The sequence below is a fragment of the Empedobacter sp. GD03739 genome (genome assembly GCF_029843245.1).
GTDB classification, from domain to species: Bacteria; Bacteroidota; Bacteroidia; order Flavobacteriales; family Weeksellaceae; genus Empedobacter; species Empedobacter falsenii_B.
The window spans coordinates 1-17603 of record NZ_JAOCHX010000057.1; the positions used below are offsets into that span (position 1 = coordinate 1).

General features: G+C 32.2%; 9 protein-coding genes. All 9 read right to left on the minus strand.

Annotation, left to right across the window (positions count from 1 at the left end; all coding sequences use genetic code 11):
• Window positions 1–246: 246 nt before the first annotated feature.
• Window positions 247–2184 (minus strand): DUF1998 domain-containing protein, encoded by a 1938-nt coding sequence (locus N5E64_RS14025; protein WP_280038019.1) that lies wholly within the window; start codon window positions 2182–2184, stop codon window positions 247–249.
• Window positions 2184–5774 carry a helicase-related protein gene (locus tag N5E64_RS14030; RefSeq protein WP_280038020.1) on the minus strand — a complete coding sequence of 1197 codons (3591 nt, stop codon included), beginning with the start codon at window positions 5772–5774 and terminating at the stop codon, window positions 2184–2186. The genes N5E64_RS14025 and N5E64_RS14030 overlap by 1 nt, the downstream gene beginning before the upstream one ends.
• Complete coding sequence (locus tag N5E64_RS14035) at window positions 5767–8211, minus strand: hypothetical protein (protein ID WP_280038021.1); 2445 nt, start codon at window positions 8209–8211, stop codon at window positions 5767–5769. Before N5E64_RS14035 ends, N5E64_RS14030 begins: the two co-directional genes overlap by 8 nt.
• Window positions 8212–8390: 179 nt before the next feature.
• On the minus strand, window positions 8391–13043 hold the full coding sequence (locus N5E64_RS14040) for an AAA domain-containing protein (RefSeq protein WP_280038023.1): 4653 nt from the start codon (window positions 13041–13043) through the stop codon (window positions 8391–8393).
• 316 nt (window positions 13044–13359) lie between these two features.
• Complete coding sequence (locus N5E64_RS14045; protein ID WP_125349222.1) at window positions 13360–14391, minus strand: DNA cytosine methyltransferase; 1032 nt, start codon at window positions 14389–14391, stop codon at window positions 13360–13362.
• Window positions 14361–15800, minus strand: coding sequence for a protein NO VEIN domain-containing protein (locus tag N5E64_RS14050; RefSeq protein WP_125349223.1), 1440 nt, complete (start codon window positions 15798–15800; stop codon window positions 14361–14363). The genes N5E64_RS14045 and N5E64_RS14050 overlap by 31 nt, the downstream gene beginning before the upstream one ends.
• A complete protein-coding gene (locus N5E64_RS14055; RefSeq protein ID WP_125349224.1) occupies window positions 15797–16834 on the minus strand; it encodes a DNA cytosine methyltransferase in 1038 nt (345 codons plus the stop codon). The genes N5E64_RS14050 and N5E64_RS14055 overlap by 4 nt, the downstream gene beginning before the upstream one ends.
• Window positions 16824–17162, minus strand: a complete 339-nt coding sequence (locus tag N5E64_RS14060; RefSeq protein ID WP_280038025.1) for a helix-turn-helix transcriptional regulator — start codon at window positions 17160–17162, stop codon at window positions 16824–16826. Before N5E64_RS14060 ends, N5E64_RS14055 begins: the two co-directional genes overlap by 11 nt.
• A gap of 124 nt (window positions 17163–17286) precedes the next feature.
• Window positions 17287–17603 (minus strand): hypothetical protein (locus tag N5E64_RS14065; protein WP_280038026.1); only part of this gene is annotated, 317 nt, incomplete at its 5' end.

Consider the following 17603-nt stretch of genomic DNA (forward strand, 5'->3'; position numbering starts at 1 on the left):
AATTCTATTCTAAAATTATTGAAATCTGTTTGGGAAAAATGTCGTACAACGGGAAACGGCTTTGCGAAGGAGCGGAAAAGGAAGCACAAAAGTTCAGTTTAGCACTACAGTAGCATATGCCATTTTCTATTTGCTAAATTACAAAAAAGGAAATAAAAATGGCTTATGCGGTGATAGAATTACAAACGTTGAATTTTGCACTTAACCCGCTCTTTTGCAAAACCGATGTTATGCGACCGCCCTTTTTCATAGTTTCCTTATTAGTTCTTTAAAATATCCGTAATCTTTATCCACTAAAATTCTTCTGTCAAGATAGCAATTAAATTTTTCACAAGATGTTTCGGGTAATAAAGTACAACTAAAACAAGCTGAAAGATTCAAGTTTGCTACACCTTGTCCGTGTGTGTGGTAACAAATCGGGTCTGTTGCACAATCAATAGCACGAATCATTGCGGATTCAATTAGTTTTCCAATTTTATTGTCATCACAAATTGATGTTATTCCTCCGTAACTACCTTCTGAACCTGCAATTGTGTAAATCAAAACTCCGTTCATTTCAAGTTCATCGTCAATATAAAGTCGCTCTTGAATTGACGTTGATGGATAACCACACAAATATTCCAATTCTTTGATGATTAAATGTGAAAAAGTGTGTATCAAAACATATTTTGGATTTAACTCAAAATCATCATTAAAGTTGGATTCAAAGTGGTTTTGATTTCCGATAAGAATTTCTATTCGTTCTTTTATTTTAGGATTATTTTCAATCCAATTATTTAGAATTTCATTGTTAAATTCAAAGAAAATTCCTTCTCCAAAACTTTCAATTGCTGGTAAATATTTTGTTGTTTTACCAAAAGTTGAAGTAAACTTTTTTACGATGCTTTCCTTTGTTGTTTTTTCAGCATCTTCATCTTCCAAAATCAAACTTGATGGAAGTGGTTCTTGTCGTGTAAAAGAAGTCTGAACAGATGTGATTTTTATTTTATCCATTTTGAAAATGGACTTTATCAAATCATTTTGAAAAAACGAATTGTCAATTTTGCTGAAAATGAGTTTATCTTCAATTTTCTGAGGTTCAATTTTAGTTGTAATGAATTTGTATTCGTCAAATCTGTATTGATTTTCAGTTTTGGCAATTTCAAGTTCTCGTTCACTAAAATTATTGTCAATCAACTTTTGAATAATTGTGGAATCAATTTCTATGCTTTTATATCTTTTCAGATTCTTTGAAATTGTTTGTGCATTGCTTCCGTCTTCGTGCTCTTCTCTAATTAAATTGATTGAGTATTCATTTAACTCATCATTTGCAGGAATGAAAATACTTGATAAAATGTTTGGATAGTAAACGCTGTTACTTGAACGAATAACAGGTTTAAATAAAATGTCTGTTTCTTTTGTGTTTGGGATTAACTCTTGAATTTTTATTCTCAAATTAAACAAACCCGAAAGCGTTGTGAAGTTTAATTGCTCACCGTTTTTTCTTTTTGCAATTATCCAGATACCTTTTAAATCATCTAATTTGTCAGAGGTTTTATATTCAAAAATTGCATCTTCGGGAACTTGAACATTTGCAAGTGTAATTATATCTTCTTCACTTACAGTTTCATTGACTTCTTTTTTGTTATCTTTTTTCTTGTTAAGAAACATTGCCCATTTATCCCAAGGAATATCAGCAATTTCTCCATTCGGTGATGTTAAGACAAAACGCACTTGTTCTAAATCGTAAAACTTTCTTTTCTTTTCTCTGTTTTTGACATAACAGCAATAGCATTTAGGTGGATAAAAATTATCTTTGTGTTCCGAATTAACGTTATTTTCCCAATTGCTTTTCCAATGGTCAATCCTATCAAAACGGTTACAATTATTACAATAGAACCATTCAGGAAAATATTTTGCAGATAAAAAGGCAAATTGATTTTCGGGCTTAAAACCTTGTTTTAAATCATTAACAGGAATTTTCACCAAGTATTCTAATTCTTGAAAATATCTACTTAAACGGTTTTTAAAGCGTTTGTCAATAATGAAATTATGCTCTTCAAATTTTCCGTTTACGGATTGGAAAAATGGCCAATCATTAAAATTATCAATCAATATTGAACCGTCTCTTGTTTCTATAATAGAACCAACACCACCGTAAGAACTAATGGCTTTCCTTGTTTGTATTTGCTCAAATTGTCCCATTACTTGTTAATTATTTTTACAATGCTGTTCGTGTCTATTTCTCTCATTGACATCATTAAACTCCAATCATCTAAATCGGACATTTTTTTAATCAAAATTTTGTATGTCAAATCGCCTTCTTTTGTTGTCCATTTTTCGGATAAAACTTTTAATTTTTCTAAAGCGTAATCAAGTTGTTTTTGGTTTTTAATACGCTCTGAAATAAATGCTTCAAGTTCCTTATAATTTCCTGTAAAATTTTTTGCTCGTTTGTCGGGATATAATCCTTGTTTGTGTCTGACAAAACAAACCAATAAACTCGCTAAAACTTTGTCTAATGCAATTTCGGTAAATGGCGTAACACTTAACGGTTCAACGAACTTGTAATATGCGTTATTGAAAGGAACATAATTTTCAAAATACGATTTATCTCTTGAGCGGTTGGCATCCAATAAATTGATTACAATTCCTTTGTCTTTGCGTCCAACACGGCTTGATGCCTGAATATACTCTGCTACATTTTTAGGCTGTCCGTTCATCAACATTACATTCAAACGTCCAATGTCAATACCAACAGAAAACATATTAGAAGCTAAAACCAAATCGACCGAATTTTGAACGAAAGCAAAACCGTCTTTTGCGACCAAACTAAACGGCATTTCTAATTCATTTAATAGTTTTTTGATAGAATTACTTTCAATTCTACTCGTTAATTCTTTGGTTCTTCCAGCAAGTCCGAAATAATTAAATCCATACGCTTGTTTACTCAATTGGTGGCGATTATGCAGTAGTTTTAAGAAGTCTGAAATTTCCGCAGGAACTTTGTTATAAACTTTTCCAACATCTCGCAAACTGTTATAGAATGAAACAATCGTCCAAAAATTATTCTCTCTCTGTATTGCTTCTTCTTGTGTTAAATTTTCTTTTACTCTGTAATACTTGAACAATTCAATTCTTGCTAGAAGCAAATTCCCTAAAATTCGTATTTGCGAATTTAAAGCAGTTTTCCCTGTTGGCATAAAGCCAATATGTTTTCGTTTGCTTTCAGTAGAAACGTAAGAAAAGAAGTTGTCGTCATAAGTTACTCCCATTGGTGGAAAAACGTTCAATTTTCTGTTTCCATAAAGCATTGCAACTTGTTGCTCCGTATTTCTTGTTGTTGCTGTTGATGTGATAATTTTCGGTTTTCTTTTCCCTTTTGTAGAAAGTAATTCAACGATTGATTCATACAAACCCGTGATTGAACCCAAAGGACCACTCAACAAGTGTAATTCATCTTGTATAATTAAATCGGGTGGTAGTTTTTTATCATCTAATGAATTAAAAAGATGATGACCTTCTTCTCTATGTGAGAGCATTGCAAATTTATCAACGGTTGCAAAAAGTAATGTTGGTGGATTTTGATAAATTTTATCGTCTACAAAATAAATTGGCAATTCAGTACTAAAGGCACAATTTGAATTTAAACAATTGGTTGAAAATGTATTGTCGGTTGCTCTGTAACCTAAATCAAATTTTCCTGAATTGTTTTGAGAAACCAAATTGCAACCGCACCAAGAACAACTTGTAATTGGAAAAGTATTTGCTTTGCGATAATCTCCTGCTTTTTTATTATTCAGTTTGGTTATTTCGTCAAATGTTTTTTTGAATATAGTTTTAGCATCTTTATATGAGTTTGGTGTTGTTGAAGCACCGACCCACATTCCAATCGAAACTTTACTTTCTCCAAAAAAATACTCTTCGTTTGGCTTGAAAAATCTTCTCAAAAAGTCTAATGAAAGAATCAATTTTGTTGCACGTTCAAATTGCTGTGCAGTAAGCAAACGCAATGTATATCGCATTATTACAGAAACTCCGCCTGAATCTTTTCCGTGTAAAACTCTTCTGCTAATTATCGTGAATGCTGTAATTGCCAAATATGCTTCTGTTTTTCCTCCACCTGTAGGAAACCAAAGCAAATCAACAACGTTGTTTCTGTCGTTTGAATCTTCATTGATGATTGATTCAAGATTCAATAGGAAAAATGCTAATTGAAAAGGCCTGTAATTTGGTTTAAACGAATGATTTTTGAAAAAATCCAAATCATTGTATTTGAATTTTTTATCAATTTCAGATAGTTCAATTCCTTTCTTTCCAAATAAATCTTTGTTTGAGATTAGCATTTGGATATACATTGCTGTATTTGAAAGCAAAAATGACTTGAATGCAATTTCGTTTTCATTCAGAAAGTCTATATTCTTGATAAGCCTTTCGTATGTTTTGTTCTGCTTTTCTAAAATTGTATTTAAAGATTTTTTATAATCTCTTTCTGCATTTGTTTTTTCTTGTTCTATTATCCAAGTTTTATACTCTTGAGCAAATAGTTTCAATTTTTGAATGATTGTTGATTTATCTAAGTCAGTCCAAATTGAAAGTTTTTTTAATTCAGTAATATCTTTTAGATTTTCAGGAAAATCTTCTTTAAAAGCGTTGCTATAATTTTTAATATCAACTTCGGGTAAAAATGTAGTTTTTAATTCTGTTGGATTTTTATCATCATTCCAATTAACCGCACAACCGTGTCCGATAGCAAAAGAGTGTTCTTTTCTGTATTGAAAGTTGATTAAGTTTAATTCTTCATCAAATGGATTGGTTTCTGAAAGTTGTTTGTAGGGTAAAAACGTGACTCCCGAAATTGAAATTTCGCCTTGAAATATTGAATTTCTATTTAATTGCTCATTACTGAATGAAAATTTATTTTTCGGGTGGTTCAGTCGATTTGCCAACAAAATTTTTATGAATTTTCCGTAATTGGTTTCGTAAATTTTCTTGTAATAACACGTAACAACTGAATTGTCTTCTTGATTTTGGTCTAATGGATATTCTTTCGATTCATCAAAGTTTATTTCTGTTAGATTTAGTTCAACAACTTTAGGTTCTATTTTTACTCTTTTCCAAAGTCGTCCTAAAAGCAATTCTCCTTTTTTATATGCAACGCTGTCAAGTAACTCTGTTTGTTGTTCATTTTCTTTAAATCGACTTCTATAATTACGAACAGACAAACCGCCTTTGTCAAACTCTTCCTTGTTTAAGGACATTAGTCCGTTTTCATACTTAAAATATTTGGTTACTGAATTGTATGGGTTTTCAGAAAATTTTTTGAAGTCATCTTCTGAAATTTCTATTGTTGCAGATGTTGATTCTATTTGCGTGTATTTTGCATAACTGAAAGTAACAGTCAAAGTTTTAGCTTCTTTAGGAACGCAAAATGTCAAACCAAAGTTTGTTGGAAAATATTGATTGGCTTCGGAATATTCTTTTTCGGGTTCTATATTTTTACTTTTATCGATATCTTCATCAGAATTGTCATTTGTGACATCTGTTTCAGGTATTTCAGTTTCAATGTTATCATCTTCAATTTCTGCATTTGCATCGTGTGTTTCTTTTTCTCCAATAGAAGCTTCCATATCACGCTCGGGAAATAGAATTCCTGAATAATATCTGCTCAATGGATAATCTGAAATGATTTCGTTTTCATTGTCAGAAATAAAAACATCCGAACCGGGTCCAATCAAATTATCTTTAATTGTTTCCCGAAATATCAATCTTGGCTCGTCTATATAATTATTCATTTACCAAAGTCTTTTTAATTATGGTTTTTTCTTGAATTGTTTCTGTTAGTTTTTCTAAAATTTCAGTAGGTAATTTTTTTAGAGAATCGCTTTTTTCTTCCTTGTTAGAAGCAACATAATCTAATAAATCGTTACCCAAAATCTTTCCTGCTTGTTGCCTTATGGAATGGTCTTTTTTAGAATAAACTTTGAATTTATCAAATTCAGTTACGATTAAATCGCTTGAACGATTATTATTCAAACAAAAATCTCGAATAACTTCTAATGTTTTTACTCTTGGAAATCTTGTTGATGATTTTTCGTCCAAATACAACCGAAAAGTATTGTAATTTATTTTGAATGATGTAAACAAAGCATCGAATAACTTTTCGGTACTTTCAAATTTTGATGACAAATCTTTCAACGTTTGTTTCCAACTTTCAGAATACTTGTCAAATGAATCTAATAAATTTTCGGTATCGAAGATTCTTAGGATTTTTCTAAATTCTTCTTTACTATTGTTTTGGTAAAAACGAATAGTAGCATTTACATAGACTTCTCCAATTGTCGTTTTGATTTGTTCGTTATTTTCAATTAGAAAAACGCCTTTTGAAGAATCAAATTTATCTTTTGTCCCGTCACTAAATTCAATTTCATAAATTGCTTGTTCCTTTGGTAAATCAATAGTTTCATAAGGATTGTTTTTAAAACTATCACTATTCAAGTCAAAAGCAAAAATATCATCTAATTCTCGTTTTTTTATTTCTGATGAATGAATGAAGTTCGTTTTGAAAAATTCTAATCTGTCTTTGTGATTTAATCTTGTTTTTTCTTGATTTTGGTATGCCTGTACAACATTGTCAAAAGAAATTTCGTCTAAATTCTCGTAACAAAGAACTTCGCAATTACCTTTTATAGATTTAATTTTCGCATATAATTCAAGATTATTCAAATAAGGAACGATTACAATTCGGTTTTCCGAATTTTGTTGTTCGTCATTTATCCACTTGTCTAAATAGAGTTTTGAATTATCAATTCTTTTATCACTAATTAATCGAATGTTGTTTGTCCTTTCGTTTTTTATTTGATTAAAAATAGCATCATAGTTTTTCTTCTCTATAACAACATAAACTGGTTTATGACTGTTTTCTTTTGCTTTCCGCTTGATATAGTTCCATTTCAAATTTTCATTTTCCAATATGCTGGAAATTTTTGAAAACAAATTGAAAATACGGTCAGTAAATCCTTTAATTGTATCAGGATTGTAAATGTCTTTTTCGTAGAAAAGATTATTTAATTCCTCTGAAAAAGAATCACTTTGAAAATAATGATTTAATCGGTCTAAATATTCTTGATAAATTCCTTTTGACAGGTTAGTATTTACCAAAATCATTCTCAAAAAGAAATTAGTGTATTTCAAAATGAAAGCGAGGTTTACCTTGCTTTCAACTTTTATTTGATCAATTTCTTTTGAAAGTTCTATAAATGATGAATATAAGTTGCTGTTGTTTAATTTGACTTTTATCGTTTCATTCGGTGTTTCATTGTTTGCAATTTTCACTTCATCATTTGACCACCACCATTCTAAAAATTGATTTTCAGAACTTGGCTTATCTGTTCCTATTACAATTATGTTTTTGTATTTATCTCTGTATTTTTCTTGCAAAATAAAGTCAAAAGAATTTCTATATTTTGCATCCCCAATAATTATGATTTCGTCAAATTGTTGGTTTTCATTTAAAAGAAAATTTTGAGCAGAATTGAAATCATTGCAACATTCGACCAAATAGCTGAAAAATGGTAAATCATTACTGATTTTTCCATTTTTATTTGTATATCTTATCGGCAAAAATTTACTTTCTCTAAAAAATTGCTTTTCAGCAATTACCAAGGTTCTGCTTTTAAAATCTGTTATAAATGGAAAGTTTCTCCCAAAAACATTATGCAGAAAATTTATATAGTTATCAATGTTTTTTGAAGTATTTCTTCCATTTGATAGATTCGGATTTATTTTATAAAACTTATGACCACTAATTGTGAAATTTCCATCTCCTTCACTTTTTTTTGGGAATTTATATTTTAATGTTAAGCCAGAAGGTGTTTTTCTAATAACTTGAAATACTCTTTTTCTGCTGTGTGAATAAACTAAATCGTTTTTATCTAATGGTGGGTTTGATTTTTCATAATTAAAATAATTTTGGTAAAGTTTTATTAAGACAATAGAATGAAAAATAGAAGTAAAAAAGTTCTCACGATATTCATCTTCGGGGATGCTTATGAATAAGTCGTTTTTTTCAAAATTATCATTAAGAATATATTGATAAATCAAATGAAAATTTGCAAAATCAAAGATGTTGTATTTTTCAAAATCAGTTTCTCGTAAATTGATTTCGTCAGCGTAACATTCCTGTATTTCGGAATGGATTAGGTCTAAATAATCTTTGATTTTGTTTACCATTCAATGTCATTTGTTTTTTCTACGCTGTTCGTTTAGGGTGTCGCATAACGTTTTGGCGCTTGGCGAAGAAGCGGATTTCGAAGCACTAAACTGTCTGCTAGCACTGAACTTGATACGAAGCACAAAACTTCATTTAAGCACTGAAACCGCTTTTTTGCCAAACGCCTGTTAGCAGCCGTTTATCTGTCTGTCGTGTTGTCGTTTATCCAATTTATCAATTCACTACTTACTGTTGAGTTTCTGTAAAACCAATCTGTGCTTTGTATACGAAAGAAACGCCAGCCTGCTCTTTCTAAAATTAGTTGTCGGTTGATGTCGTCTTGGATTTTCACAATGCCTGAATGGTAGGTAAAGCCGTCACATTCTATTGCCAACTTTTTGTTGTTTTTGATAATACCAAAGTCAATACTGTATTTACCGACTTCAAATTGCGGAAACAAGCAGTCGCCCAATCCGTTGTCATATAGAAACCTGCAAACACTTTTTTCAAAGTCGCCAGAATTAGCGTCTGTCCTGTTTAGTAATGATTGCAGATTTATAGTTGTACTACCGTCTGTCCTTTTGTTCTGTCCAGTTGAATAATAGTCAATAAGTTTCTTTCTGTAACATTCGGGGTTCATTATTCCAACAGCATCAGGGTGAATACTGTGAACAACTACAGACTTTTCCTTTGCTCTACTAGCGGCAACATTAAATATCCGCATATATTCTTCTGTTGCTGCGGCTCTTGGTGGTCTTATCTCATTAGTTCGCTCATTAAAACTATGACTTGCTGTAATTGTTAGAAACATTATATCTCGTTCATCTCCTTGAAACTCTCTTGATGTTCCAATCAGTAATTCTAGTTTATCTTCATATTGCTTGATTAGTTCATTTTGTGAAATTTGTCTAATCAATAAAGTTTGGTGTTTGTTGTTTGAACTGTCTAATGTAAGAACTCCAATACTCGGCAACTCTTTTAAGTTGTCTTGTTGATAATTAAGAATATATTTTTCAATTTCTTCAACTACTTTCTGAACGATTAATGGTTTTTGTTCTTCAAGATAATTGTCTTCCACATAATGAATTTCAACAGGCTTGCCAAATCTATATTCGGTTGCAGTTTTAAGTGGAATAATGTCAGAATTATAAACGTATTGGTTTGAAAACCCTATAATCTCTGGCAAGCACCTAAAATGCTCGGTCAGCGTTACGATATTAGGATAGATGACGCCACTAATCGTGTAAATACTGTTGTTTTTGTTGTTCACGTCAAACTGCGTTTTGAACTTATGAGATATTAAGTATTTATCAAGAAGTTTATTTGTTCGTTCAATCGTGAAAATGCTTTTATCTGCAACAACAGAAGTTTGGTTTTCATCGCCAACGATTAGACTTTTTTTGCAACGAAAGATAAGATTAAGACTGCTTATGTCGCATTGGCTTGCTTCGTCAATAATCAGTAAATCAAATTGATTGGGCGAGGCATCAGGAAAAAAGGTTACGGCTGTTGCTTGTGGCATAATCCAAATTGGAACCGCACCTTTTGCAACTTGCATATTCATTATTGCCGAAGCAATATTTCGAGCCGTATTTTTTCCGTATCCTTTACCGATGTTGATTAGGTCGTTAAGCCACGCATTTAACGCTGCTTTTTGTGTGTCGCTTACATTTTTTGATTTATGATACCAAGTTTTGTAAGAAATAATATCTGCTGTTTGCTTTTCAATACTTCTTTTAACTGTTTGTAAATTGGAAAGCAATTTTTCTGAACCTTTTGTTTCGTTCGTTATTGCTTCAAGGAAGTTGTTTACTTTTAGAAAGAAAATATCTCTTTCGCAAGTTTCTTTGTTTAAAACAATCTGATTATCTGATTGACAAATATTTTTTATTGTATTTGCTGTTATCGGAATAATAGTAAAAACATTACGATACAATTTGTCAAACTCAAACGCTTGTACTTGTTTTTCTCTTTTACTTCTATATTCTGACAAATACATTTCATAAGAAGCTCTATCAACATTTTCAATTGCTTCTGCTATCTTGTAAATAGTAGGATATGGCTTCTCAAATGAAGTTAGTTTTAGCTTTGCTTCTTTAATAAAGCTGATTATATTTTTGTAATCAGAATAGAGTTTTATATTTTTCAAAAATGTTAGTTCAGCAATAAAATTTGATAAACTTAAAGAAACTTGCGGAAAGTCTTTAGATTTTAGTTCATTGTTGGAAGCAGAAATAGCATCGTGAAAATATACCGTAAAGTCAAGTTCTTTTATAGCTTCCTGAATATTGGTTTGCTTTGGAATAGCAAAACTATTCAGATAGTTATTGAACGTAATTGATAATTGTTTCAGGCATTTTCTTTTGTTTATTTCAATTTCAATTATGACTAATTGGTCAATATCGGTTACAGGATTGTAATTGACTTTGCAATCAAAAAAGCGCTTTAGGTTTTTGTCTAATAAACTTTTAGCAAGCCAACCTAATGTTTTACTATCTCCAAATTTTACAATCAGTTGGTTGATCTGTTGGTGCAAAATATCAGGGTCTGCATCGTCAATAGCTGATAAATCAAGTTGATATGAAAGTAATTTTTCATTTGCCGACTGCACTTGCTCTCTAAAAACTTCGCTTTGTTTAAGTAGGTTTTTTAGTAAACTAAGATTGAATTTATGATGTTTGAAAATAATATTTGGAATTTCCTGTGCTTGAAATTGCTCATAAAGTTTCTCAATGTTTTCAATTTCGGTTTTTAATTTTTCTGTATAGCCGTTTGGTTGAATTGAAACATAATCTGCAATATTGATTTTCTCTTTTATTTCAGAAAGTTGTATTTCAATTTTACGCAATTCATTTAGTTGGAGAAAACTGTCGTCTGAAAGAAAGTTGTAATTAACCAATGAAAACTCGTCTTGTTTAAGATTGTTTCCTATTAATGCAAGTGCCGATAAATTTTCTATCAATCCATTTGTTTCGGTTGTGTGAGATATTTTATCCTTGACAAACTCTGTTTGATAATCACTTTGCTCAAATAGATAAACAGCCCATTCATATGCTGTTTTTTCTTCGACTATATTGGTAATGGGATTTATGATTTTGAAAAGTTTACTATTGGTTTGTACTACTTTATAGATTTCGCTTAATGTGTCAGCATACTTTTTTTCTAACTCAGTTAGTTGTGTTTCCAATTCAGTTACCTTACTTTCTTCGTAACGTTGTGATAAGTTGCGAATAATCGCATTTACAGAGGCTTTAAGGTTTTCATTGCCTTTTCCATCATTTACTAACGACACAGCAAGTTCCTGTATTGATTTTGGTAATTTGTCTTTGAGTACGGATAATGCTTTGGCATTATGCGAAACAACAAGTATTGATTTTCCCTGTGCTACGTAATGAGAAATGAGATTTGCTATTGTGTGGCTTTTGCCTGTTCCGGGCGGACCTTTAACGGTAACAGCATCTTGTTCGTTTAATCGTTTGACGATTTCAAATTGTTCATCGTTGTATGGCAATGGAAACAAAGACCTGTGTTTAATTCCGTTTAAACTTCCGCTTTCTGATGTTTGTCGGTTGCTTGTTGTATTGTCTGTTGCAGGTTCTAATCCGTCTATTGAAAATAATTTTTTGAAAAAATCGGGAATGAGTTGCAAGTCGCCCAATGATTGCAGCTCATTGATTTTATTGATGATGTTGTTTGCATCTTTTGAAATGGCAATTTGGCTTTCAACTATTTTAGTTTGAATAATTGGCGAAAAACTGAAAGTTAATCGGTTATTTTCATTTGCATTTTCAAATTCATAATTCAGTTTTTCTCCATTGAAAAAAGCATCTTTTTTGTTTACGAAAGCAGATAGTATTTCAATTCCAATGTTGTAGTATTCACTTCTTAAAAACTCGTTGTCAAAGAGAAATTCTTTTTGTTTTGAATTGAATTTGTCAATAGATAGCAACACTTCTTTTTTTCGTTCTTCTATTACTGATGTGTGTTCATTTTTAAAATGCGTGTCAAATAATTCTACAAAATATTGTTCACAAAATATCTTGCTTGAAAAAGTGTCCGTTTCTATTCTAATTTCTTGGTTTTTTAGGCTTATTTTCAATGGAACATTGAAAAAGAAATTGCGATAACTCTGGTTTCCAATTTTCCCACTTACTAAGCCAAAAGAAATGTACAGCCGTCTGTTGTCTCTGCCTTTTAACTCGTAATGAAGCGTATGCAAAGCGTCATAGACTTTGTTCGTTTTAAAAGGCACTTCGTATTTTGTGTGAAACTCGTCAAATTCCTTTTTGTATTTTTCTGCTTGTTTTACTCTGCTTTCATTGTCGGAAAATAATACAACCGCTTTCTTCTCTTTTATAGGAACAGGCTGATTGTTTACGAAATTTATCCAACCGTCTAATGACGGTGGTAATGTCTGTTCAAAAAGTGAAGTTTGAGATTGTTCTTTGTATCTTTCAAGGTCTTTTATTCGTTTGTCCGAGTTTTCAAACTTTTCCAATGTTTCAAGTTGCGTTTTGAAAGTGACAGTAGGAATGTCTGTTGATCGATTTGTAATTGTCCAATCATTCAAGTCAAACGGCAGTTCTGGCTCTGTCGGTATGGCAATGCGTTTGACTTTTAGAATATATTCGGTGTTTTCGATCGGAAAGGAAAACTCTTTTATGTTCTTCTGCTCACACTTTTGTGATAGCGAAATCAGTTTGCCGATTTTCCAATAATTCTTTTCTTCTGATTTTTCATTGCCTTTTTCTTTCTCAAAGTCATAGCAATAGTCGGACGTGTTGAATAAGTCCCGAATGTAGAAAAACAGGTTCTGTAATGGTGTAGTCTGTGTCGTTACCGGTTCTGTCATTTTGCTATTCTGTCTTATTTTGCAGGGTCTTTGTTAAATGGCTGCTAACGTCCCGCCGGCTTTGCGAAGTGGCGGATTTCAAGCACAAAATTTCAATTGAAAAATTGAACTTGAACCTTGCACGAAACTGTCATAGAAGCACGAAACTCGCCATTTTGCAAAACCGATGTTAGCACTTCGCCCTTCTTTTCTGTCGTCTTTGTTCGTTGTCATCTCGTGTCTGTCTTGGTGCGTTGGCTTGGTGGCTCTTTTGCAAAACTTGGCTTTAGCGTTGGCTTCTGCGGTTTTGCAAATGTGCCACTAACAGCGAGGAGATTTACACCAAATTTTCTATCATTTTCTTTTGTTCATTTTTTTCTTCGATAAATAATTTGGATAAGGCATTTACCACATTCCACATTAAAACAGGTGGAACGGCATTTCCGATTGCTCGGTATTGTCTATTGTCAGAAACGCTATCTAACTTAAATGTTGTCGGAAAAGATTGAATACTTGCGGCTTCCCTTGGTGTAAATCTTCTGTATCGTTCATTTACCATTAATACAGGGTCAGTTCCGTTTAGGCTCACTTTTGCCAAATGTGAACTGATTGTATTACAAGGTTGGTTCAAGTCTTGGACTCTTCCTTTATTCATTTTCTCACGAACACGCAACATTCCATCAACAGCTCTTTGGCTGAAGAACCATTTTTCGTCCTTGTCTGCTTTTTTGTCAATGACTTGTTTGAGGACAATTTTAGAACCGTTTAATGTGTTTGGTTGTGGAAATTTGAAGTTAAAATAATCATCAAAATTTCTAAAGCCTACAATAAAAACACGTTCACGTTTTTGTGGAACTCCGAATTCAGAAGCGTTTAAAAGTTTGTAATGAATGTGATAACCTGCTTTCTCAAACTCTTTTACAATCATTGGAAAGGCTTTGCCTTTGTTTGCTGAAAGCAAACCTTTTACATTTTCGCCAATAAAAAAGCGAGGTTGTTTTTCTTTTAAAACTTTGACCATTTCAAAAAACAATTTTCCTCTATCGTCTTTGTATCCTAATCTTGGTGGATTTTGGGCACTAATTGAAAATGATTGACAAGGAAAACCTCCTAATAAAATATCGTGGTCGGGAACTTCGCTCGGAATAATGTCTCGAACGTCTTTTGTTTCGCATTTATGCGAAAAGTTGTCATTGTAAATTTTTGTTGCATACGCATCATTATCAACTGCATAAACAACTTCAAAAGGCAATTCAGCATAATGCTTGTCAAGGAAATTAAAATCCCCTTGAATGCCTAAATCCATTCCTCCGCAACCGCAGAAAAGCGAAGCAACCTTTAATTTGTAATCTCCAAAAGTCTGTGCCATTGTCCTGATGTTTTAGAAAATTCAACAACTAAATTTTTATCAATTTTCAGATTGCCTGAAGTGAATTGTTTAACTGGATTTTGAATAATGAAAATGTTTTTACCCTCATCGTTGATAACCAAATAATACACAAAATAATTATCGCCTAATGTTTCGGCTGTATCCCATTCATTAGGTGTCAATTTAAAGCGATTATTATTGATTGCTTTTCTTGATTTGGTCGTTTTTACTTCGATGTATCGTTTGTTTTTCTCAATTTCGATGCTTTGTAAATCGTAACCCACTCCAAGCGGTGTTGGAATTTTATTGATTAAATGCTGACGATTTGAAACGTCTTTTGTTCTCAAATATTCGTGTGCTAAAATCAACGTTTCACCATAATCGCCAAATATTTTTGTAGGAACTTTTCTATCATCTCTCATTCGTGAGTAATACTCTTGAATAAGTGCAGATATATTTTCGGCTTCTCGCTCTTCTAAATGAGGTGCAAATGCTTCGATATTGTCAAAGCTGTTTACAAAGTCAAACCAAACTTCTTCTAAAGCTCCAATTTCTGGATTTGTAATTACGTCTGTATTGTAGAATTTGTCGTATTCATCAAACCAAACATCATTTAATAAGTGATAATTGATTGTTTCTTTATTTTCGTCATTCAAATAGTAATAGTAGCCTGTTCCTTTGTGATGCAAAAGGTTGGCTAAAACCATATAATCCAAAATGTCCCCTGCATAGCGATTGGTGTCGCCTTTTGATGGAAATTCGCCTGTACGCTCGTTTCTTAATGCTTCGTAATCGTATTCATATTCGACTTTTTCTTTTCTGTTTTGCAGAATAAGTTTTGCCACTTCTTTTGCTTGTCTTTTTCCTGTTGTAACACGCAAATCAAAATAAGCACATTGTGTTAATTCTTCCGCTGTTACACTAAAAGGTTTTCCTAAAAGTTTTTCGCCCTCAATTAGCAAATTGAGAATAAATTGACAAGGTTTGAATTTTATCCCTGCTTCAATTTGCTTGATTACATTTTGGGATTTAATATGTCCGCCTGGATATTGGAATGAAAACAAAAAGTAATTAAAAAACTCGTCTAAATATTGATTATTAGCAAGTCGTTTTGCCATTATACTTGGTTGGGAATATCCGTTTGTTTCTTGAATGAAACCAAACAATGCTGAAATTTCAGTCCGCCAATTATCTATTGTTTTCTGTGTTGATGTTGCATTTTTTTTGAACCCAAATAAAACTCTGTTCAGTTCGTTCTTGAAGTCATTATTTGGTAAAACAGCCATTTCAGAAATAGAAGTTGCTACATACAACAAAACTTCCTCCACATCATTTTTAAAACGTGGTCTGACGTGGTGCAAACGAAAAAAATATTCGTTTGGTATTCTGTATGTTTTTATTTTGCTCATAGATATTTCTTAATTTCTAGTGCTAATACCTTTGCCAAAATTGGAGGAACAGCATTACCAACTTGTTTATACTGGCTTGTTTTACTTCCTAAAAATACAAACGTATCGGGAAAAGATTGTATTCTTGCACTTTCTCTGACGGTTGGCACACGATTATATTTATAATGAAAATGATGTCTGTGTCCTGTATCAATAGTGAAACTCGGTTTTTTGCTGTTTAATCTCGTCCACGCAATATTTACGTTTCTTGTTTTTCGTAATTCTTCGGGTAAATCTTTGTAATTTCCACCGTCAGGAACTAAAGAAATAATACTTGTCGTTTGTTCACTGTGGTTTGTAATTTCGTGGTTATAAATACCCTCGGATTTACCCCTGATTAACTTTTGGTATTCAGATTTTGGTTCGGTATTGTATTTCGCTCCGTCAGTCAAAGATTTTTCTGGTAAATCAGAAATTGCATCTTTTGCACTTACTGGATTTTCGGTTGTAGGTTCGGGAAAAATAAATTCTTCATTGTTTTTTGTACCAACAAAAAACGCTCTTCTTCTGTTTTGTGGAACACCGTATTCAGAAGCTAATAAAACTTTATAAACAACAGTATAACCAAGTTTTTCAAAGTCTTCTATGATGCTGTCTTTAACAACACCTTTTCCCATTGAAACAATGTTTGGAACATTTTCCATTAGAAAAATTTTGGGTTGATAGAATTTCACATAACTTACAAAAGATTTATAGAGTTGATTACGCTCGTCATCAATTATTCGTTTTCCTGCAATGGAAAAACCTTGGCAAGGCGGACCTCCAATGATTACATCAATATTTTTTATTTCCGTTTTTTTACTTATTTCTTTTGGTGTTTCTTTGAATAAATCGGCAACAATTCCTTTTGCGTTTTTATGTGTATTTTCAAAAGTCACAATCGCATCTTTCCAATGGTCAATGCCTAAAAGCACGTCAAAGCCTGCTTCGATGAACCCATAAGAAAGTCCACCACAACCGCAAAACAAGTCTATTACCGTTGGGTTATTTTTCATTTTCAAATCTTATTTTTCCTTGTTTTACGTTTATATTTTTTAAATAATTAACCTTTTGTTCTGCTACAATTAGTGTTTCGGGCGAACAATTATACTGATACATTTTCTTTGCGAATTGGTCGGCAAAATATTCAGTTTTCAATTTTTCAAAATCGAGATTAAAAGCATTTGCCAATTTTTCTAATCGTTTTTCGTCAAACTCTCTTTTTCCGTTTTCTATTTTGCTGAGATTTGCAGAGTCAAGATCAAGCTGAAATGCAAGTTGAGTTAAGGTCAAACCGTTATCTGTCCTTAGTTGTTTTATATATTCTCCAAATGTTGCTTTCATATACTTGCAAATTTAAACTTGTCAGTAATTGACAAAATTAGCAAAAAGATTTAGTTATGCAAGTTTCTTTTTTGAATTTTTAGACTTTGGGGTGGTGGGTGGGCTTGGCAGCCGTTGGGCAAAATTAAATGTGGTGTTTTTGTGTCGGCAAGTGCATTGGTAAAACACCTCTTTTGATTTTGCGAAGCGTTGGCATTTTCGTCTTCTGTTTCTGTCGGTTTATTATCGGTCGTGTGGTTCTTTTAGGGTGAGTGCTAACGGGAAAGGGCTTGGCGAAGGCGGGGATAAGATAGACGGAAATTCCAACTAAACCCGAACCGAGCAAAAACCATTTTCGTTTTTTCAAAATTACAAAAAAAAAAAAACGAAATGGTTTTTTGCGGCTAAAAGTGCTGAAATCTTCTAAATGATAACTCTCCGCCCCGCTTTTGCCAAACCCAT